17 protein-coding genes are annotated in these 20,353 nt (G+C 42.1%); 3 read left to right on the top strand and 14 right to left on the bottom strand.

Annotation, left to right across the window (positions count from 1 at the left end):
• Positions 1 to 129: 129 nt before the first annotated feature.
• The 9 genes from O3602_RS03595 to O3602_RS03555 all read right to left on the bottom strand — a co-directional run bounded on the left by O3602_RS03595 (position 130) and on the right by O3602_RS03555 (position 9,967).
• Positions 130 to 819 (bottom strand): Crp/Fnr family transcriptional regulator, encoded by a 690-nt coding sequence (locus O3602_RS03595; protein ID WP_270298734.1) that lies wholly within the window; start codon positions 817 to 819, stop codon positions 130 to 132.
• Between the two features lie 159 nt (positions 820 to 978).
• Positions 979 to 2,046 carry a serine hydrolase gene (locus tag O3602_RS03590; protein WP_151378889.1) on the bottom strand — a complete coding sequence of 356 codons (1,068 nt, stop codon included), beginning with the start codon at positions 2,044 to 2,046 and terminating at the stop codon, positions 979 to 981.
• Between the two features lie 99 nt (positions 2,047 to 2,145).
• Positions 2,146 to 3,618 (bottom strand): helicase HerA-like domain-containing protein, encoded by a 1,473-nt coding sequence (locus O3602_RS03585; protein ID WP_003011545.1) that lies wholly within the window; start codon positions 3,616 to 3,618, stop codon positions 2,146 to 2,148.
• A 210-nt stretch (positions 3,619 to 3,828) separates the two neighbouring features.
• The gene (gene sodA / locus O3602_RS03580) at positions 3,829 to 4,434 is read right to left on the bottom strand and encodes a superoxide dismutase SodA (RefSeq protein WP_195529528.1); all 606 of its coding nucleotides are present in this window, start codon (positions 4,432 to 4,434) and stop codon (positions 3,829 to 3,831) included.
• A gap of 88 nt (positions 4,435 to 4,522) precedes the next feature.
• Complete coding sequence (gene holA, locus O3602_RS03575; protein ID WP_371611162.1) at positions 4,523 to 5,557, bottom strand: DNA polymerase III subunit delta; 1,035 nt, start codon at positions 5,555 to 5,557, stop codon at positions 4,523 to 4,525.
• 23 nt (positions 5,558 to 5,580) lie between these two features.
• The gene (locus O3602_RS03570; RefSeq protein ID WP_371611161.1) at positions 5,581 to 6,183 is read right to left on the bottom strand and encodes a DUF805 domain-containing protein; all 603 of its coding nucleotides are present in this window, start codon (positions 6,181 to 6,183) and stop codon (positions 5,581 to 5,583) included.
• 75 nt (positions 6,184 to 6,258) lie between these two features.
• The gene (locus O3602_RS03565) at positions 6,259 to 8,505 is read right to left on the bottom strand and encodes a DNA internalization-related competence protein ComEC/Rec2 (protein WP_270298742.1); all 2,247 of its coding nucleotides are present in this window, start codon (positions 8,503 to 8,505) and stop codon (positions 6,259 to 6,261) included.
• The gene (locus O3602_RS03560) at positions 8,486 to 9,154 is read right to left on the bottom strand and encodes a helix-hairpin-helix domain-containing protein (RefSeq protein WP_270298744.1); all 669 of its coding nucleotides are present in this window, start codon (positions 9,152 to 9,154) and stop codon (positions 8,486 to 8,488) included. The genes O3602_RS03565 and O3602_RS03560 overlap by 20 nt, the downstream gene beginning before the upstream one ends.
• Positions 9,155 to 9,220: 66 nt before the next feature.
• Positions 9,221 to 9,967, bottom strand: coding sequence for a 1-acyl-sn-glycerol-3-phosphate acyltransferase (locus tag O3602_RS03555; protein ID WP_270298746.1), 747 nt, complete (start codon positions 9,965 to 9,967; stop codon positions 9,221 to 9,223).
• A gap of 175 nt (positions 9,968 to 10,142) precedes the next feature.
• Here O3602_RS03555 and O3602_RS03550 point away from each other — a divergent pair, with 175 nt between their 5' ends.
• From O3602_RS03550 to O3602_RS03540, 3 genes are all read left to right on the top strand, one after another.
• Positions 10,143 to 12,482, top strand: coding sequence for a cation-translocating P-type ATPase (locus O3602_RS03550; protein WP_371611160.1), 2,340 nt, complete (start codon positions 10,143 to 10,145; stop codon positions 12,480 to 12,482).
• Positions 12,483 to 12,715: 233 nt separating this feature from the next.
• Entirely contained in the window at positions 12,716 to 13,462 is a 747-nt protein-coding gene (locus tag O3602_RS03545; RefSeq protein WP_003011907.1) for a tRNA1(Val) (adenine(37)-N6)-methyltransferase, read from the top strand.
• Positions 13,452 to 13,715 (top strand): GIY-YIG nuclease family protein, encoded by a 264-nt coding sequence (locus tag O3602_RS03540; protein ID WP_004219743.1) that lies wholly within the window; start codon positions 13,452 to 13,454, stop codon positions 13,713 to 13,715. Before O3602_RS03545 ends, O3602_RS03540 begins: the two co-directional genes overlap by 11 nt.
• Positions 13,716 to 13,731: 16 nt before the next feature.
• Here O3602_RS03540 and O3602_RS03535 read toward each other — a convergent pair whose 3' ends face one another.
• From O3602_RS03535 to O3602_RS03515, 5 genes are all read right to left on the bottom strand, one after another.
• Positions 13,732 to 14,625, bottom strand: coding sequence for an aldose 1-epimerase family protein (locus tag O3602_RS03535; RefSeq protein ID WP_003011814.1), 894 nt, complete (start codon positions 14,623 to 14,625; stop codon positions 13,732 to 13,734).
• Between the two features lie 350 nt (positions 14,626 to 14,975).
• Positions 14,976 to 16,547 carry a DEAD/DEAH box helicase gene (locus O3602_RS03530; RefSeq protein ID WP_371611159.1) on the bottom strand — a complete coding sequence of 524 codons (1,572 nt, stop codon included), beginning with the start codon at positions 16,545 to 16,547 and terminating at the stop codon, positions 14,976 to 14,978.
• A gap of 804 nt (positions 16,548 to 17,351) precedes the next feature.
• Positions 17,352 to 18,260 (bottom strand): magnesium transporter CorA family protein, encoded by a 909-nt coding sequence (locus O3602_RS03525; protein WP_371611158.1) that lies wholly within the window; start codon positions 18,258 to 18,260, stop codon positions 17,352 to 17,354.
• A 42-nt stretch (positions 18,261 to 18,302) separates the two neighbouring features.
• On the bottom strand, positions 18,303 to 18,683 hold the full coding sequence (locus O3602_RS03520) for a PH domain-containing protein (protein ID WP_371611211.1): 381 nt from the start codon (positions 18,681 to 18,683) through the stop codon (positions 18,303 to 18,305).
• An 80-nt stretch (positions 18,684 to 18,763) separates the two neighbouring features.
• Positions 18,764 to 20,311: a peptide chain release factor 3 gene (locus O3602_RS03515; RefSeq protein WP_371611157.1), complete on the bottom strand. Its 1,548-nt coding sequence runs from the start codon at positions 20,309 to 20,311 to the stop codon at positions 18,764 to 18,766.
• Positions 20,312 to 20,353 lie beyond the last annotated feature (42 nt).

Here is a 20,353-nt window from a genome sequence, read left to right as displayed (position 1 = left end):
GAATTTGGCATTTTTTTGAATCTTTCCTATTTTTTAGTTAATATGAAGCGTTTTCTTTGCATATTTTGCCTTTTATATTATTTTTATGAATATATATTTTTTTGTAAAAAAATAAAAAAGATCAACAAATTAGTTGATCTCTTCAAAACTCTTTAAAAAGTAGGCTGTATCTAGAAAAGTTAGTTGTTTTCTCTCATACTGGACCTTATGAGAATCGATGAGTTTCTTTAAAACTTGATTGACGGTTTCTCGAGTTGTGGCTGCTAGTTTAGCCATTTCCTTCATACTAATTGGAAATGGAAGTTGATTTCCTAGACTTTCATAGTCCTTGCACAGAATGGCTAAGGATTGAATCACGCGCTCACTAGCACTAGCTGTCACGACATTGCGCAAGCGCAACTCTTGAAATTCTAGGATGGAAGAGAGCTTTCTCATAATAAAGAGCAACTGCTCCTTACTCTCTTGGGCATATAATTCATAGAGATTAACGGGGATCACGAAACAACGCAAATCCGTCACCGCACTAGCAGTATAGTGGTAACGCTCATCCTGGAACATCCCACCATAAGGGAACAAAGCCCCCCTCTTTATATAATCCATATAGGAGAATTGGTCAGACGAATCAAATTGCTCAATACGAGCAAAGCCTTTTGCCAGAAGAAAAATGCGCTCCCGCTTATCTCCTGCATAAAATAAAATTTGTCCCTTAGGGATATCCCTGGCATGAATTTCAACAGCTAATTTATCAAATAGCTCCACTGGTAGCGCAGAAAAGGCTGGATGCGAGCGAAGCAACTGGTAATCTTCCTTTGTAATCATGTCTATACTTCCTCTTATTACTATTATTAGTATAACATACTTTTTATAGAAAAGGGAAAGAAGTCTCTATCGAACAGAAAAGTAATTCGAAACACCAAGTAATTGTCATGACACTTTGTTAGAAAAAAAGGCCTGAGTATAACTCAGACCTTCTGTCGATTATTCATTCATATTGACGCGATGCCATTCATTAATAACATAAGCCAATTGACCCAATTGATAAAGACCAACACCACTGATTTCAGAACTTTCTGGAGTCGTCCCTCCAAGGCCTGCAGTATAGATGGCAACTAAATAAGGAGTCGATTCATGGACAATGGCATCCACATTGAGCGCTTCAGCCACATAGCCTGGTTTTTGTTGGATCACCAAGTCTGGCAAGAATTTCTTATAGTACTCGCCTGGGAAAGATTCCCCAATCAATTCCAGCAAATCTGCATATTTTTCTTGATGATTCCAAAGATATTCCAAGACATGGATGTAATAATCCGTTGTCGTTTTATTATCTTCGCTAAAGGTTTTAACCTCTGGTGAACGGGATTGACCATAGCGACTGAATAACTTACGCGCTTGCTCCATTCCCCCTAAACGATCTGCTAAGGCATAGGCAGGGGTATTTTCAGAGTAAACCAATGAATAGCGTTGCATATCAGGAATAGACATGGCACCATCGAAGGCAGCAACGTAATTGTCATGCTCCCCTACATATTCATAGTAAGTATTGGTAATGTCAAACCGGTCTGTTAAATTGAGTTTGCCTTTTGCGACCTCATCCACCACCAACATGTTTAATGGTAGCTTATAGGTGCTTCCTCCAGTCATTGGTTGGAGATCATTCATGGCAAATTGCTCTCCTGTAATGGCATTGCGATAAGTGAAGGCAACTTGTGATGGATCAATTTCACTTTCTGCTAGGAAATCCTGAACAACCTCTACCAAACCTTTATTAGCATAATCATAGACTAAGCCATACTCATTCATTGTCTCCCTGTCAGCATCTAGCACCGCTTGCTTGGCTTCAGGAGATTTGATACGTGGCTTTTTTGTCTCAGGGGTAGACTTTTCGATATCTTGTTCTTTTGCTTCTTTTGTTTTCTTTGCTTTTTTGTCGATTGCTGATGCTGTTGGTTGCGTAACATGCAAGTAGCCCAGTGTACCCGTTCCCGCTATGCACAATATAATACTGATCGCAATCATGATCGAGCGTAGCTTCAAATAGTTTTTCATATAAGTTTTATTATAAAAGATTCTACAAAAAATAACAAGGCATATCAGGTGAGGAAAACGATTTCTCCTTAAATACCTTTTTACGCTACCTCTAGACTGTCATTTCCGTTTAAAGGAGCCCATAATCAGCTTAGCGATCTCACGCGCAATCGTTCGGAATAAGGAACTCAAGAAGGAATCTTTTGCCTTTTCAAGACTAGATTTTCTTGGACGACCTGGACTACGTTTTTGAGCCGCCTTATCTGCTGCAGCCTCTTCCTTTTCTGCTTCTTTTTGCTCTTTTTCTTGTACTTCCTTGCTTGCTTTAGCTGCTAATTTTTCATAGGCAGATTCCCGATCAATCGTCGTCGCATACTTTTGATGGAAAGGCGATGTTGTGATCAAGGCCAATTGTTCACTCTCATTTAAGAGGTCAAAACTCGATTGAGGAGAGAGAATATAAGCACGCTCAACCACACTAGGCTGTCCCTTTTCATTCAGGAAAGAAACCAAGGCTTCCCCTGTCCCTAATTCTGTGATTACTGTTTCTGTATCAAAGTCTGGATTCGGACGAAAACTTTGGGCAGCAACCTTAATCGCCTTCATTTCTTTTGGTGTATAAGCTCGAAGTGCATGCTGAACACGATTTCCAAGCTGTGCCAAAACAGATTCTGGGAGATCTTGAGGATTTTGGGTAATAAAGTAAATCCCTACACCCTTAGAACGAATCAGTCGTACCACTTGCTCGACCTTCTCAAGAAAGAGCTTGCTTGCATCCTTAAATAGGAGATGAGCTTCATCAAAGAAGAAGACCAGTTTTGGCTTTTCAGGATCCCCAACCTCTGGAAGTGTTTCAAAGAGACGAGACAGCATCCAAATCAAAAAGGTTGAGTACAATTTTGGTGAATGAAAAAGCTTTGTAGCCGAAAGAATATTGATATAACCACGACCAGATGCATCGAGTTGCATGAAGTCATTTAAATCAAGTGCTGGCTCTCCGAAAAACTGGTCTGCTCCTTCTTCTTCAAGAACCAAGAGACTTCTTTGGATCGCTCCAACAGATTGTTTGGTGATATTGCCATATTGGGCCGAATAGTCTGAGCTGTGTTCATAAACTTCCCTTAAAAGGCTTTGCAGGTCCTTCAAATCAATCAAGGGCCAGTCTTTCTCTTGGGCCACTTTAAAGACAATTGCAAGAATTCCTGATTGGGTTTCATTCAAATCAAGCAAACGAGAAAGAAGCAATGAGCCCATCCCTTCGACAGTCGCCCGAACAGGATGACCAGCTTGGCCAAAGACATCCCACAATCGAACTGGGAAGGCTTGTGGCTCAAACGGCTCTGTGATACCAAGCAGCTTGTAGCGTTCTTCCAGTTTTGGTGTCCATTGCCCGGCTTTGGCTAAGCCAGATAAATCTCCCTTGATATCAGCTAGAAAGACCGGAATGCCTTCTTTGCTTAATTTTTCTGTTAGAACCTTGAGAGTAACCGTTTTTCCTGTCCCAGTAGCTCCTGCAATTAAGCCATGACGATTCAACATCCGCAAATAGATAGGCGTCTCAACTGTTCCTTTGGTAATGGTAATACTAGTCATTTCATTTCTCCCTGAATGTTTCAGTTTTCATTTTAAGGTTTATCTTTTCCTTGCCTAGGCCCTTCAAACCAGGCTTCTAACAAGTAAGACACACTCCTACTAGTGTATCATTTTCCTGTCCAAACGCAAGAAATTATACTCCGATTTTTCGGATGTAAACAAAAAAATCTATAAGAGCCAATACTCGCTCTAATAGATTCCTTCATTTTATTATTTTGCTGCTGCAAACAAGTCATTAACTTTATTCCAGTTGATCACTGAGAAGAAAGCTTTGATGTAGTCAGGACGTACGTTACGGTATTTTACGTAGTAGGCATGTTCCCAAACATCCAAACCAAGGATTGGTGTTTTTCCTTCAGAGATTGGTGTATCTTGGTTTGCTGTTGAAGTGACTTCAAGTTTACCTTCTTTGTTGACAACCAACCATGCCCAGCCAGAACCAAAACGTGTCGTTGCTGCTGCTGTAAAGGCTGCTTTGAAGTCTTCAAATGAACCAAATGTGGCATCAATCGCTGCAGCAAGTTCTGCTGAAGGAGCTGTTTGTTCTGGAGTCATCAATTCCCAGAAAAGAGCGTGGTTCAAATGACCACCACCATTGTTGATCACAGCTTGGCGAATGTCAGCTGGAATGGATTCAACATCAGCTAACAAGCTTTCAAGGTCTTCTCCAATTTCAGGATGTTTTTCAAGAGCTGCATTCACATTGTTTACATATGTTTGATGGTGTTTATCATGGTGCAAATGCATGGTTTCTTCATCGATATAAGGTTCCAATGCATCATAAGCATATGGTAATTCTGGTAAAATGATAGCCATTTTATGGTCCTCTTTTCTTTATTACTGACTTGATGATAACACAAACAGCTAAATTATTCAACTAATCTGCCTGCGATTTCATTCATCGTTAGACGCTATTTGCCACTTTTAAAAGTGCCAAATCAAATAAGTAGTCTTTATCATACGTTCCACTTTTAATTGCATAATCCGTCTCGATGAAGGTCATCATGGCCTGCTTCAAAAAGGACAGGGAAAGTTTGCGGCTATCCCGTAAGGCAAACTTCACCTGATATGGATTGACCTTGCGTCCTGACAACTCCGACAAGCTCGCTACGATTTGGTTTTCGGATTGACCTTCTTCTGAAAATATTTTTACTTGAGAAAACATTCGGAATTGACTCAACAGAATAGCAATCAATTTTATTTCATCTTCTCCTTGTAAGCGGAGATCTTTCACCAAATTCCGAGCTTGATCGATTTGGCGTTTGAGAATCATTTGGGTCAGATCAAAAATATTATCTTGCAAGGTTTTGGGAACAACCTCCTCAATATCTTCGAGGGTAATCTGACCATCCTCTTTATAAGCCTGCAAAAGAGCGAGATTCTTCTGTAACTCTCCAAAATCATAGCCAGATTTTAAGAGTAGTTGGTCCAAGGAATCGCCCACAAACTGCAGGCCCAATTCTTGGGCTTGGCTTGCAAAATAGCGCTTTACCTCTTGCTCTTTAGGAGTCGCCGCTTCAATGATTTGGGCATCCCGTTTTAGGAGTTTGACCAAGCGACGCTTACTATCTAATTTCCCTTCTGCAAATATCAGCAAATGGGTCGATTCAGAAGGATTTTCCAGGTAGTTTTCAAATTGCTTCAGATCTTCATCGGTTAAATTGCGTTTTTTGGCAGTGGTCAAATCCAATAAGTGATCCAAAATCACGATTTTTTCATCTGCAAAAAAGGGAAGACTGACCAAATCTAGCTCGACTTCAGCATAGGAGGCTTCCTTCATATCAAAATAAGAATAATTCAAATCCGAGGGATCATAGCCTATTTTTTTTAAAATTTCTTTTTTTAACCATTCAAATTGACCTACATCCTCGCCCGTCAAGACAAGAATAGGAGGCAGGGTTTGAACCGTCAGATGTTTAGTGTCGGTAATTGCTTGCATGAAACTCTCTTATCTTTATCAGTTTAGTGGATTTCGTGTTCAGCAGCCATTCTTTGTTCCAATGGTGGTTTTTCATCAGACAAATCAGGTGCTGCTACAAAATTAGGGATTTGCTCAAACGAGTTGCCTCCAAAGCTCCCCCCTGTCGTTGTGACTTGTGGTTCAGAAGCCACTCCCATAGGAGTTTCTACTGGTTGCGGGAAGGTGTTTTTCCCTGGAAGCATCATGAGAATCAATAGAGAAATAACTGTAATCACCCAAAGAAATAGGAAAATATCTAGGCCCGTCAACAAATAGAGCAGAACCGGACCAAGGTTCAAAAAGATCCAAGACCAATGGATCCCAGCATCCCGCAAGCGACGTACACAAATGGCTTGACTGGGTACTAAAATGAGGAAGTAAAAGAATGCTAAGAAAGCGAGCGCCCATAAACCTGTCTTAGAATGAACAGTTGAAAAATTGAGCGTTTCTTGAGCATTTTGATGAGATAATGAGGCCACGATGTAAAAGACCCAAAGAGGCAACGAAATCAGGGAATTCCAGAAAAAAGCTAGCCAAAAATGGGCCCGACTGGTCTTACTTGAAAAATCTGCATACTGTATCCAAAATTGCTTAAATGCGTTCATACGATTCTACCTTTACATTGATTTCACTTTCTATAATAGCAATTTTCAGCATAGAAAGCAAACCTCTCCTCATCTCTAGCGGACCGTTTCTACCCTCCAATGGTCCCATCCAATCAAGCGAATTGCTCCTCTTTCATCGGTACGAAGATAAGAAATAGAGCGTTCCTCTAGACGATCGAGCAATTCTTTATGGGGATGCTGGTAGCGATTTTTCTTTCCAACAGAGATCAAGGCCAACTGAGGATGTAACTGGTCTAAAAACACATCACTAGAGGAACCTTTAGATCCGTGGTGGCCTACTTTCAAGACATCTACTTGTAATTGTGGATCGTTTTCCAATAGTTTTTTCTCTCCAGCTTCTTCTAGATCACCCGTGAACAAAAATCGTTTCTGATAGAACTGCCCATAGAGGACAATCGAATCATCATTTTTACCATCCCCCACTTCATCAGGGGATAAGACTTCTAGATGATGATCAAAAATAGGAAGTCGATCCCCTCTCTGGACTACTTTAATCGGACTATGAAGCTGTTTCAATTTCTCTCGAAATTGAGAATTGGTTAGACTGCCTGGACTGACATACACTTTTTTAACTGGGATTTGTTTGGCGACCTCCACCATATCACCCATATGGTCCTGGTCTGTATGAGTCAAGACCAGCGCATCGATTTTTCCAACACCTCGACTCTTGAGATATGGAATCAAGGTTTGATCCGCATTAGCAGATTGACTGCGCTCTTGCCACTTGTCTCCACTTTTAAAAGTGACGCGTCCTCCGACATCAATTAATATGGTTCTTCCTTTCCAATCGCGTAAAAAGATACTGTCTCCTTGACCGATATCCACCATGGTGATCTCATTTTCTAAAGGATGTTTGGTCCAACAAAAGATGAGTAGAATCATGCCTATTACCAGAAAACGAAAGTTCTTTTTCTTTCGAAGATCATACAAGATCCCTAAAAGAAGGAAGAGAGCGATCAGAGCTGGTCCCGTCGGCTGACCGAATACCAAAGGTAGCGACGTGAGCTTTGAAATCCAACGAATACACTCCTCTATAAGAAGAAAGAAACTGTTAAAAATGGTAAGGGGCTTTAGAATCGATAAGATAAATAGCACCGTTAAACCCGGAAGAAGGACAAGGTCAAATAAGAAAGAAAAGAGGAAGGTTAAAGGGAGTGACCAGGGTTGAAAGACACTAAAGTAATAGGTCAAAAGAGGCAAAATCCCCAGGCTAATCCAGAAACTTTCCACTAGTATCTTTTTAAGTCCTGAATAAGAACTGGTATCTACCAAGGTCAAAATAAAGGCATAGGCACAACTCAAGACCCCTCCAGCTGTCAGGAGAAACTTGGGCATGAGAAACATTAAAAGCAGCAAGGTCATCGCCATATTCTCCATCCCTCGGATCCCCTTTTGAGAGAGGATCTTTTGCAAGAGACTACGAACCACTGAAACTGAAAAACCTGTCAAGCCAGCATAGACCAAAGAAATTGGAACCATCCAGATATCAACTGTTTCTTGCAAGATTCCTAGACGTAAGAGAGCTTTCCGGATCCCATTGATGAAAAAGCCAACCTGCATCCCAGATAAGGCGAATAAATGGATGATGCCTAAACTCGTGTAAAGCTGGTCCATCTCTTCAAAATCCGTATCTAAATAGCCAAAAAGAAGGCCGGTCATATACTGGTTCATCGGCTGCGGAAAGTGCTCTTTGCTCCAAACAATGGCTTGGCGTCTCCATCGAGATAGCCAGTCAAAAACATTCCAAGTCTGTATAGGAAGCGCGGATTGGATCGCTTCAATTTTTATTTGATAGTGAATCCCCTGTGTTTCCAAATAAGACCGATAGTCAAATCCTCTAAAATTTCGCTGCCCTTCTGGTTCCTCTATAACACCTTTATATGTCAACTCCAGCAAGTGGGTTTGACTTTGCCAATGCTGTTTTTCTTTTTCTGATTTTAAAGTGTAGAAGACTTGGTAGGTCCTTCCCTGATTTCTAGCACGAAAAGACAGGGCATCCCCATTGATCTTGATGGTATCTGGAATCAGGCGTAAGTGGGATGGGGGCTGACTTTCTGCTTGTACTGGATGATCCTGTAGTCGCTGAAAGACAAAGAAGGCCGCAAAACAAAGGGTTGCTAAAGCAAGCCCTAGCAAACTTGAGCGCTCCCCTTTATAGTGATGAACCGCTAAAATTCCCACTACTACTAGACCGCTGATCGAAAGCCAAGATGGTTGATAAACACTAAAATACAACCATAGGAGTACAAAGGCGAGATGGATAAGCGAAAAAGGAAGGTTTTTAATCCACCGTGAAAGCATCTCTTAGTTTCTCCAGTGTTTTCTCTCCGATTCCTGAAACATTCTTCAGATCATTCACTGATCGAAAAGGACCATTTGCCTCGCGATAGGCGATAATGTCCTGGGCACGTTTCTGGCCAATGCCTGATACTGTCTGGAGCTCTGATTCGGTCGCTCGATTTAAATGGACCTTGCCTGTTTTTTCTGCTGGCGCTGACGAAGTTTCAGGACTTTCTGAACTTCCAAGTGCTGGAACATCCTCTCCTTCTTTAGCAACATAGATCACTGCTTCATCGGAGAGTTTTTGCGCCAAGTTGACCGATTGGCTATTGGCATCTGCTGTCATCCCACCCGCCTTATGAATAGCATCGTGGACTCTGCTATCTGAGCGCAACTCATAGACACCTGGTTGTTTGACGGCTCCTTTGACATCGACCGTAATGATCTCGGGTGCATCAGACACAGAAGTCGCCGTCTTTTCTTCTTTGGAACTAGCGGTCTGCACCTTTTCTTTGCTCGAAGTTGAACTAGAAGACTGATAAAAATCCGGTATGGTGGATGCACTTGACTGAGGTCGATGAAAAAGAAAATACCCTCCAAGTAAGAGTCCGATAGCAGTAAGAGCTAAAAAGAGCTTATATTCTTTGATTTTTTCGATGATATCCTCCATAAGAAACCTCCTCTCACTTTTATTATTCGTAAAAATAAAAAAAACTGAGCAAAACTCTCAGTTTTTTTACTTGTTTTTCCGATGTTTGTCTGGATTCCATACAAAGCTTGCTAGGTAACTAAAGATCAAGGTCAAGATGCCAACGACTAAGACAAGGGGAATCAAAAGGATTTTTAACAAACGAATCAAGATAGAAGGTTTTGTTGGGGTGTTGATCGCTTGTGCTTCCGCATCCAAGCGATCAAACTCCTCTTGGATACGGCGGGCAACTTCTGCCACTCCTTCGTCATTCATCTTTTTAATATCCGAAATATCAATGGGATGTCCAAAGTTCATATCAATGCGTTCACCCGTTGCCAACCCTTTCAAGTCTCTTGGACCAGTATAAGTCACTGGCATGATACGGACCTTTGCCATTTTGGCAATGATGGCAACACCGCCTTTGACGTCTTGAGAATGACGGCTTCCACTTGGGAACATAATCAAGGAACGGTTGCTCTTTTTCAACATATTGACAGGATACTTAATGGCTTCTGCTCCTGGATTTTCACGGTCGATCGGAAAAGCCCCACACATGCGAATCCACCAGCCAAAAATACGATTGGTGAAGAGCTCTTTTTTCGCCATAAAGATAAATTGCTTTGGCTTGGTCGCAAAGGCCATATAGACTGGATCCCACCAAGTTCGGTGAGGGGATACCAAGATGTAGTTCTCTTCTCGATCTGGAATATTGTCCTTATGATGGTAATGGGCATTCCCATTTAAAACCCACAGAATAAAGGCAACAAGGCCACGTAAATAGGTATAAAACATAGTTGTTCCTCAAATCCATTTCATTCGTCTCTCTACAAGATATTTCATCCTGTAAAAGGTTCTTTCTTATTATACCGTATCCTGATTTTGACCGCAAACCTTTTTTAGATAAAAATTGTCTCAGCGGACCGATTCTAGATAGTCTTTTTCTCAAAAAAATGATATCATATTGTCTATGGAAACTATTGATTTAAAGGGCTTGTCCCTCAGTGAAGTCCGCAAGAAAATGGATCGCGGACAAACCAATGATTTTACAACGAATACAAGTACCAGCACCTGGCAAATTATCAAGCGCAACGTCTTCACCTTGTTTAATACCTTAAACTTTGTGATTGCTGTGGCCTTGGCTGCTGTACAGGCCTGGAGCAATATGATCTTTTTCGCAGTCATTTGCTTCAATGCCATTACAGGGATCATGACCGAGATGCGCGCCAAGCGGATGATTGATAAGCTCAACCTCATGAGTCGAGAGCTAGTGACTGTCATTCGTGACGGGGAAAAAGATGCGATTCCACCAGAAAAGCTTGTTCTAGGTGATTTAATGCTCTTATCTTCGGGTGAGCAGATCCCTAGTGATGCCGAAGTCATGTCCGGTATTGCAGAAGCCAATGAGGCTATGCTGACTGGTGAGAGTGATCTGGTCTTAAAAGAAGTTGGCGATGAACTGCTTTCTGGTAGTTATATTGCCAGTGGCCAAGTCTATGCCCGTGTCAAGCGAGTTGGAGCAAACAACTATGCCAACAAACTGATGATTGAAGCCAAGACCTTGAAGCCTATCAATTCGCGTATTCTTTATAACTTAGCGAAAATTTCTAGCTTCACTGGTAAAATTATCATCCCATTTGGCCTTGCCCTCTTCTTTGAAGCACTGTTGATCAAGATGCTACCGATCAAGGATTCTGTAGTGAATTCTTCAACAGCTCTCTTGGGAATGTTGCCAAAGGGAATCGCTTTACTGACAGTTACATCTCTTTTGACAGCGGTGATTAAGCTCGGTATGCGCAAGGTTCTTGTCCAAGAAATGTACTCAGTAGAAACCCTGGCGCGTGTGGATACCTTGTGTCTTGATAAGACAGGTACCATCACTCAAGGGAAGATGACAGTTGAATCTCTCCATAGCTTATCTGATCATTTTTCTGAACAGACGATCCAGGTCATCCTCTCTGCTTACATGCAATATAGCGAGGACACCAATCCTACTGCTCAAGCTATTCGAAAGGCTTATGGAGAGTTGGAGCATGCTTATACTGCGGAAAACATTATTCCTTTCTCAAGTGATCGGAAATGGGGAGCCATGCACCTATCCAACCTTGGAACCGTCTTTCTCGGTGCTCCTGAAATGCTCCTTCAAGAAAATCCCGCTGCTGTCGTCGAAGCACAAGCTCGTGGATCACGCGTGCTCGTCTTGGCTCATAGTTCAGAACTGATCAGCATGCAGGAATTGAATCTGCCTGAAAATCTTGAAGGGATTGCGGTTATTGAGATTACAGACCCCATTCGTGAAGGGGCTTCAGATACTCTTGAGTATTTGCGCTCTCAAGGAGTGGATCTCAAAATCATCTCCGGTGACAACCCTGTGACGGTCTCTTATATCGCTCAACAAGCTGGCTTCAAAAATTTTGAGGACTACATTGATTGTTCAAAAATTTCTGATGATCAATTAGTGGATCAAGCAGAAGAAACAGCTATCTTTGGGCGCGTGTCTCCTCACCAGAAAAAACTGCTTATCCAAACCTTGAAAGCAGCTGGTCGGACGACTGCTATGACAGGAGATGGGGTCAATGATATTCTTGCTCTTCGCGAAGCAGACTGCTCCATCGTGATGGCTGAAGGAGATCCCGCAACCCGTCAAATTGCCAATATTGTTCTTTTGAACTCTGACTTTAATGACGTTCCAGAAATTCTTTTTGAAGGCCGTCGTGTGGTGAATAACATTGGACGAATCGCTCCAATCTTCTTTATCAAAACGATCTATTCCTTCCTCTTGGCTATCATCTGTATCGCCAGTGCTCTCTTCTTTAACGTCAACTATTTGCTGATTTTCCCTTTCATTCCTATTCAAATCACCCTGATCGACCAATTCGTCGAAGGATTCCCACCATTTGTGTTGACCTTTGAACGCAATATCAAACCGGTTGAAAAACACTTCTTGAGACGTTCCCTTCTGTTAGCCTTACCAAGCGCCTTGATGGTCGTCTTTAGTGTCTTGTTTATTCGCCTTTGGGGAGCAAGCCATGGTTGGTCTGCAGCCGATATGTCTACTGTATCCTACTACTTACTTGGATCCATCGGTTTCCTATCCGTTATCCGTGCTTGCCTGCCACTAAATATCTGGCGGGCCCTCCTCATCGTCTTCTCTGTAGTAGGATTCTACGCATCTGCGGTCGTGCTAAAAAACTTGATCGAGATTTCCCTCCTTACAGCCACTACTTTCCCAGTTTATCTGGCATTGATGGCTATCTTTACAGGAGTCTTTATCCTCACTACGATTCTCCAAAAATATGAATTTGATTAAAAAAGAGAGTGGGACAGAAATCAGTAATTCGTTAGAATTCGATTTCGTCGTCCCACCTCCGCACAGTTGAGTAGGGCTGTAAAAGCTGATGAAGTCAGCGTAGTAGAGCCCACTCAACCACTGCGTCTTGCTCGACAATCCAAAAATAATTGAGAGGCTAGGACTTTTGTCCCAGCCTCTTTTTATGTTTTATCGATCTTTCCCCAAGCATCTTTTCATGCTATAATAGAGCTATGACAGATATCGAATTAAAAGACGGCGAGCGCGTCAATCAACTCTTTTCAAGTGATGTGAAAATTATACAAAATCGGGAAGTCTTTAGTTACTCCGTGGATAGTGTCCTCCTCTCGCGCTTTCCAAAATTGCCCAAGCGAGGCTTGATCGTAGATCTCTGTGCTGGAAATGGGGCCGTGGGACTCTTTGCAAGCACTCGGACAGAGGCCCAGATCATTGGTGTCGAAATTCAGGAACGTCTAGCGGATATGGCTACCCGCTCCATTGCCCTCAATGACTTGAACCAGCAAATGTCCATGATCACCGATGACCTCAAGCATTTGCCTCAACATATCGGGGGGAGTAAGGTGGATATTATCCTCTGCAATCCTCCTTATTTCAAGGTAGATGAGCATTCCAATCTCAATGAGAGTGAACACTACCTCTTAGCTCGACATGAAATTACGACCAACTTAGATGAGATTTGCCATGTGGCCCAGCGGGTTCTCAAATCAAATGGTCGCTTAGCGATGGTCCATCGTCCAGATCGCTTTTTAGATATCATCGAAACCATGAGGCGTTACAATCTTGCACCTAAGCGGATCCAGTTTGTCTATCCCAAAATGACCAAAGAGGCGAATATGTTGTTGATTGAGGCAATCAAGGATGGCTCACTGGATGGTTTAAAAATTCTGCCTCCCCTCTTTATTCACAATGAAGACGGCAGCTATACAGACGAGATTCATGAGATCTACTATGGAAACTAAGGCTTACATGTATGTCCTAGAGTGTGCGGATGGCTCCCTCTACACTGGCTACACCACGGATGTCGAAAAACGCCTAAAGACTCACAATGCTGGAAAAGGCGCCAAATACACACGGGCTCGCCTCCCCGTTAAACTTCTTTACCAAGAATCCTATCCAGATAAGCCCTCTGCTATGTCTGCCGAGGCTCTCTTTAAAAAGAAATCCCGCCAAGCAAAGCTAAACTATATCAAAAAGAACCGTCGGACTCCATAGTCCAACGGTTTTTCATTTACAAAATGGTGATACGATACTGGTGACTCCGTGTCTCTTGAGGAGCCAACTGGATCACACCTTTTTTATCTTCGAAGAAATCGCCCTCTTCTGCAGATGTGGAAATACCCGTCCAAGGCTCCAAGGCAATGAAAGGACCCTTGTTATTGGTAGACCAAAGGACGAGATTCTCAAAATCTGCAAAGGCAAATTCCAAACCTTTACCAGATTTTTTCGAGATAAGCTTCACAGATTTGGACGCTAACTGATCTAAAATAATGGCGTCTTTTTCAAACAGTTCATGGCGCAAAGGTAGGCTACGACTATGGTCTAAAAATGGCGTCCGTTGCAGGCGATCGACCAAACCGGTTTCTGTGAACAAGAGAGGGACGCTACAGCTTTCTTCTTTTTCAAAAATCAACTCATAGTCTTCATAGTCTTCATCTGCTAAAAGGGGACAACGAAAGGCTGGATGCCCTCCAATAAAATAAGGCATGACTTGATCTGACTCTAGATTTTGCACGCGATAGGTGATGGTGATTTCTTTCCCTTTCAATTCATAAGCGATTTCCACTCGAAAATGGTAGGGATAATTTTGAAAGCTCTCTTCGTTAGAAGTAATTTCAAAGACAAGACGATGGTCTGTTTGTTCTTTGAGTTCAAACTCTCTCTTGCGAATAAGACCGTGTCTTGGAAGCTGGCCTGTCTTCACTCCATCTTTTAGATGATACTGCACTTGGCCATTACGAACGCTCCCACAAATTGGAAACAGAACCGGCGCTTGTCCTGACCAATACTCTGGATCCCCTTGCCAGAGATATTCTATGCCTTCTTTACTTCGAATAGAGCTCAATTCCCCTCCAAATGTCTTAAATTGTAGTTCTAGATCATCATTTTTTAATGCAATCACCATGGACGACACCTCTTTATAATTAGTATGGTTATTATATTCATTATAACCTTTTAGAAGAGATTGTCAATTTTTATCTTTCTAGTCAAAAATTTTAAAAAAATAAGAAAAAATTCTTGACAAGGCTTAGAAATAATTGTAGACTTAATATGTTAACAGAAATATTCCGTTTTAGGAATTCATTCTTTCTGTTGTCTGACTTTTTTGGATGCTCCTTATCATGATACATTTTTCTAAAAGAGTCAGTTATCATTTAGGTCTCCTTATAAATATACAAGGGTTAACAGCTAGTTAACCCTTGTATTTTTGATTTTCATATAAAAAACGGCCTATTGCTAGACCGTCCTTCGGACTTATTTATCCCCTTTGTTGCGGATGACAAATCCATTTTTCTTTTCATTGGAAGTACGATGAGGACGTTTGTTGCCTTTGCCTTCAAAGTCTCGGCTATTTTTTTTGGACTTGCGTTTGAAATCACGGCGTCCACCTTCACGGTCATCTCTGCGATTTCGGTCACGGCGTTGGTCTCCACGACGGCCATTCCCACGGCCGCCTTTGCCTTTCCCACCAAAGCCACCACCGGATGGTTTAAATGGTAATGGTTTTTCACGTGCAATTTCAACTTCTGGAAGGCTGTCTGGATCTTGAACGGTCAAGCTCAAAATATACATAGCCAATTCTTCAGGAGTGAATGCTGCAACCAATTTGCGAGCATCCTTGCCAAACTTCTCAAAGTTGGTCCGGATTTTTTCATCTTCAAAGTCTCGCTCAATTTTCTTCAGTGCTACTTGTTTTTTCGCTTGGAAGGCTTCTTCTGCTGTTGCAGGTTTCATTCCCTTCATCCGCTTTTTGGTCAAGTTCTCAATGATTTGCAAATAGCCCATTTCATTTGGCGAAACAAAGGTAATGGATTGCCCTGTTTTCCCAGCACGACCTGTCCGTCCGATCCGGTGAACATAGCTTTCTGGATCTTGTGGAATATCGTAGTTGTAGACATGGGTAACACCTGAAATATCCAAGCCACGTGCCGCAACGTCTGTTGCTACCAAGACGTCCAAGTTCCCATTTTTAAAATCACGGAGGACACGAAGACGTTTGTTTTGATCCAAATCACCGTGAATCCCTTCTGCTCGGAAACCACGAATCTTGAGGCCACGAGTCAATTCATCAACCCGGCGTTTGGTTCGACCAAAGACAATGGCAAGTTCAGGCTGCTCGACATCCATCAATCGTGTCATAGTATCAAATTTTTCGCCTTCTTTGACACGAATATAGTATTGATCGACCAAGTCGGTTGTCAATTCTTTGGCCGCAATCTTAACGTGTTCTGGCTCTTTCATAAACTGAACACCGATGCGTTTGATAGCTTCTGGCATCGTTGCTGAAAAGAGCAAGGTTTGGCGTGTTTCTGGAACACGGCTAATGATGGCTTCGATATCTTCCAAGAAGCCCATATTGAGCATTTCATCTGCTTCATCCAGGATCAAGGTTTCAATATGATCGAGTTTCAAGGCCTTGCGCTTGATCAAATCTAGCAAACGTCCAGGTGTTCCCACAACGATGTGAGCGCCTGACTTCAAAGCTTTAATTTGCTTTTCAATGCTTGATCCACCGTAGACAGAGCGAACTTTAACACCCTTACTGCGTCCAAAGCGGAACAATTCTTCCTGACTTTGAACCGCCAACTCACGCGTTGGGGCAATGACAAGGGCTTGGATCACTGTGTTATCGACATCAATCTTCTCCAACGTTGGAAGACCGAAAGCAGCTGTTTTACCAGTCCCTGTTTGCGCTTGACCGATGACATCTTTTCCTTCAAGTGCCAAAGGAATAGTTTGTTCTTGGATCGGGCTTGCTTCTACAAAGCCAGCTTTTTCAATTTCTGCTAATAGTGCAACAGACAAGTTAAATTCGTTAAATTTCAATTCTTTCTTCTTTCTAAAAAGTGGTGCGAAGCCACTTTATCAAACTTCTTTCAATGCGAAAACGCACTGATTGCATAGGAAGTCACCTTCCTGGTTACCTGTCGCAAGACTCATCTAAAGAAAAACTCAGTCCGTCTGTTATGGACTACATTTTCTTTAGAGAAAAATGTTTTGCGTCCTAACGGATGTTGCTGACTGGAATTGTTTTTCAAACAAACAGGCAACAAGATCCTTCTTGCGGGAGTCTTCTTTCGAACAGAATCCTTCCATCTGCTCCGCCTCCCCACCATTTCTCTCATACAAGTTTGCAACTTATCTAGTATAACACAATGAAGAGGCAAATGATAGTCAAAGGAGACTAATTTTATTTTTTAGGAAAAAAATCCTGGATCGCTTGAAATCATAAAAGTGACGCAAAGCCAAGCCAGGACTGCTTTTCTTCTTGCGACCATTTCATATACTTCATCATATGAGTATAAAAAACAGGAAAAACTTTTATTTTTTGGTAGCTCTTATCTTGCGTTTTTACAAATAAATATGTATAATACAGTTAGTATCTAAAATATTTCTGTATAAAGAAATAGGATCATTTTATCTGATTCAACGATTTATTCTACGTTCTAATTTATTTAGAAACCACTCAGTACTATTAAATCTACTCCTACTATTTCCAAGAAGATTTGTACAGTCGATGAACTATTCACACTGCCCCTTCTTTGGAGAGGAGGGCAGGTGTCTAGATGGTTCCTATTTCTCAGATGTTTCTAGATACGAAGAGGCTCGGATTTCTCCAAGCCTCTTTTTTTATCTTTTTTTCACAATCCAACGCATGACCTTTGCCAAAATGAGCCATAAAATAAAGCTACATACGGATACATAGATCCAGGCATTGGGATCCTCTGTCATAGGAAGAGGGATATTCATTCCGAAGAAACCGGTGATAACGGCTAAGACCGCCAACAAGGCTTCAAAGATGGTCAGGGTTGTCAAGTTGTCATTCAGGTTGTTGTTTAGGATATTGTTGTAGGATCCTGACAACTGTTGCAAGACGTTGGAAATCAACTCCGTCATTGAAACCAACTGACGCGCTTCGATCATGGCATCATCAAACTGCTCTTTTTCAACATCATCCAGCCTGCGATAGATGGCGTGCGCTTTGATATGCTCTAGCAACATCCGATTTTGCTTGGCTGCTGCGACCAGATAAACCATACCGGTCTCAAGGTCAGACAGGGCATAGAGATTCTTGGTTGTTGTAGTCTTTCGAAGCAAGCGATTGAGTTCATCCTTGTGCTTATCTAAGCGATCAATAATCGGATAATAAGCATTACTGATCATTTCAAGACCTGCAAAAAGCAACTTATAGATCGACAGTTCCTCATGAATTTCCAAATAGCGAACCATTTGTTCAATGATATAGGCATTGTCTTGGTTACTGATGGTCACGAGTCGCGTATCTTGAACGATAAAGGTCATAGGAATAGTTTCGTAGTATTCCTTGTCCTTTTCTAAATCCAATACATTGTAGATAAAGGTGATCGTACCGTTTTCTCGATTGTAATCCATATGGGCACGTTCGTTCTTATCCATCGCGTACTCAATGGTTTCTTTATCAATCTCGTATTTTTTATAAAGATATGAATTCTCAGTAATCATATCCGAGTCAATATTGATCCATTTGCGATCATGGCCCAATTGTTTATCGATAAACATTCCGTCTCCTTTCTCAACTGTTCTCTATCAAATCGATTTCTTTTATTTAAAGACCGCACTAGCTAATGCTTGCTGGATTTCAATGACACTGTTGTCACTCTTGAATTGTAAAACTTCTGAAGGCTCCACTGCAGAAGAAACCCAGATTTTTAATTCAGCAGACAAAGCGAAATGACCGGAAGTTTCCACTGAAAAACGAGAGATGGAGCGATAAGGAAGGGATTTGTAGGATGTTTTCTTTCCTGTCATCCCTTGCTTATCCACCAAGATCAAACGAAATTCGGTAAAGACGATCAAATCACGAATCAGGCTAAAAGCGAGAGTGACTTGCTCGCCAGGCACCAAGATATCTTCTAGATCTCTTTCTACTTTGTCAACATTTTTTTGAGAGGCATTGCCCATCAAACCACTTAATAATCCCATCATTTCTCCTTTAAAAGCGAAAACAGATAAATTTCCGTTTTCTTATTTCTCTTGTTGTGGATCGGTTTTGAAAACGTTCCTTATCCCATCTTTTCTTCCAACTCAACGTCTGGATACTTGTCCGCAAACCAGCGGAGGGCAAAATCATTTTCAAAGAGGAAGACTGGCTGGTCAAAGCGGTCCTTGGCCAAGATGTTCCGGCTTGAAGACATGCGCTCATCTAGGTCTTCTGGTTTGATCCAGCGAACGGTCTTTTTACCCATTGGGCTCATGACCACTTCGGCATTGTATTCATTTTCCATCCGGTGCTTAAAGACTTCAAACTGAAGTTGCCCGACAGCACCCAACATGTATTCACCTGTTTGGTAGTTGGTATAGAGCTGAATAGCTCCTTCTTGCACCAATTGCTCAATCCCCTTGTGGAAGGATTTTTGCTTCATAACGTTCTTGGCAGACACCTTCATGAAGATTTCAGGGGTGAAGGTTGGCAGTGGTTCAAATTCAAACTTGTTTTTACCAACTGTCAGCGTATCTCCAACCTGATAAGTACCAGTATCATAGACCCCGATGATATCTCCTGCCACGGCATTGCTGACATTCTCACGGCTTTCGGCCATAAACTGGGTGACATTTGATAGCTTAGCGCCCTTACCAGTACGAGGCAGGTTGACACTCATCCCACGCTCAAATTCACCCGATACGATCCGCACAAAGGCAATCCGGTCACGGTGACGAGGGTCCATGTTGGCTTGGATTTTAAAGACAAATCCTGAGAAATCCTTGTCATAAGGATCGACCATTTCTCCATCGGTCTTCTTGTGGCCGTGTGGTTCTGGAGCAAACTTGAGGAAAGTCTCCAAGAAAGTCTGTACCCCAAAGTTCGTCAAAGCGGATCCGAAGAAGACTGGTGTTAATTCACCCGCAAGGATGGCTTCTTCTGAGAATTCATTTCCAGCTTCTTGCAAAAGTTCGATATCGTCTTTCACTTGTTCGTAGAAAGGATTGTTGGCAAAGAGCTTGTCTCCATCTTCTAGACTTGCAAAGCGCTCGTCTCCTTTGTAGAGTTCCAAGCGTTGGTTATAAAGGTCGTAAAGCCCCTCAAAGGCTTTCCCCATCCCGATCGGCCAGTTCATTGGATAACTTGCGATGCCCAAGACTTCTTCCAATTCTTGCAAGAGGTCCAATGGCTCACGTCCATCACGGTCCAGCTTGTTCATAAAGGTAAAGACTGGAATGGCACGGTGTTTGACAACCTCAAACAGTTTCTTGGTTTGAGCCTCGATCCCTTTAGCAGAGTCTACAACCATAACCGCCGCATCCACCGCCATCAAGGTCCGGTAAGTATCTTCTGAGAAGTCCTCGTGCCCTGGGGTATCTAGGATATTGACCCGTTTTCCATCGTAGTCAAACTGCATGACAGATGAAGTTACCGAAATCCCACGTTGTTTCTCGATATCCATCCAGTCAGATTTAGCAAAGTTTCCTGTTTTCTTTCCTTTTACCGTACCGGCTTCCCGAATCTCACCCCCAAAGTAGAGCAACTGCTCTGTAATCGTCGTTTTACCAGCATCCGGGTGGGAGATGATGGCAAAGGTACGGCGTTTTTTAATTTCTTCTTGTACGTTCATGTTCCTAATTCTTTCTCTTCTTATTTTTTGATAAATTTACAA

The sequence above is a fragment of the Streptococcus sp. 27098_8_186 genome (assembly GCF_041432055.1).
Lineage (GTDB): Bacteria > Bacillota > Bacilli > Lactobacillales > Streptococcaceae > Streptococcus > Streptococcus dentalis.
Note: the sequence above shows the minus strand (reverse complement) of the source record. Positions and strands in the feature narration are given on the sequence as shown.

What these genes read in the sequence shown, in the direction of transcription:
- holA (WP_371611162.1), bottom strand. Translation starts at nt 5,557, where the DNA reads ATGCAAGCAATTACCGACACTAAACATCTGACGGTTCAAACCCTGCCT.
- O3602_RS03550 (WP_371611160.1), top strand. Translation starts at nt 10,143, where the DNA reads ATGGAAACTATTGATTTAAAGGGCTTGTCCCTCAGTGAAGTCCGCAAG.
- O3602_RS03565 (WP_270298742.1), bottom strand. Translation starts at nt 8,505, where the DNA reads ATGCTTTCACGGTGGATTAAAAACCTTCCTTTTTCGCTTATCCATCTC.
- sodA (WP_195529528.1), bottom strand. Translation starts at nt 4,434, where the DNA reads ATGGCTATCATTTTACCAGAATTACCATATGCTTATGATGCATTGGAA.
- O3602_RS03520 (WP_371611211.1), bottom strand. Translation starts at nt 18,683, where the DNA reads ATGGGATTATTAAGTGGTTTGATGGGCAATGCCTCTCAAAAAAATGTT.
- O3602_RS03595 (WP_270298734.1), bottom strand. Translation starts at nt 819, where the DNA reads ATGATTACAAAGGAAGATTACCAGTTGCTTCGCTCGCATCCAGCCTTT.
- O3602_RS03585 (WP_003011545.1), bottom strand. Translation starts at nt 3,618, where the DNA reads ATGACTAGTATTACCATTACCAAAGGAACAGTTGAGACGCCTATCTAT.
- O3602_RS03535 (WP_003011814.1), bottom strand. Translation starts at nt 14,625, where the DNA reads ATGGTGATTGCATTAAAAAATGATGATCTAGAACTACAATTTAAGACA.
- O3602_RS03555 (WP_270298746.1), bottom strand. Translation starts at nt 9,967, where the DNA reads ATGTTTTATACCTATTTACGTGGCCTTGTTGCCTTTATTCTGTGGGTT.
- O3602_RS03540 (WP_004219743.1), top strand. Translation starts at nt 13,452, where the DNA reads ATGGAAACTAAGGCTTACATGTATGTCCTAGAGTGTGCGGATGGCTCC.
- O3602_RS03525 (WP_371611158.1), bottom strand. Translation starts at nt 18,260, where the DNA reads ATGTTTATCGATAAACAATTGGGCCATGATCGCAAATGGATCAATATT.
- O3602_RS03590 (WP_151378889.1), bottom strand. Translation starts at nt 2,046, where the DNA reads ATGAAAAACTATTTGAAGCTACGCTCGATCATGATTGCGATCAGTATT.
- O3602_RS03545 (WP_003011907.1), top strand. Translation starts at nt 12,716, where the DNA reads ATGACAGATATCGAATTAAAAGACGGCGAGCGCGTCAATCAACTCTTT.
- O3602_RS03515 (WP_371611157.1), bottom strand. Translation starts at nt 20,311, where the DNA reads ATGAACGTACAAGAAGAAATTAAAAAACGCCGTACCTTTGCCATCATC.
- O3602_RS03570 (WP_371611161.1), bottom strand. Translation starts at nt 6,183, where the DNA reads ATGAACGCATTTAAGCAATTTTGGATACAGTATGCAGATTTTTCAAGT.
- O3602_RS03560 (WP_270298744.1), bottom strand. Translation starts at nt 9,154, where the DNA reads ATGGAGGATATCATCGAAAAAATCAAAGAATATAAGCTCTTTTTAGCT.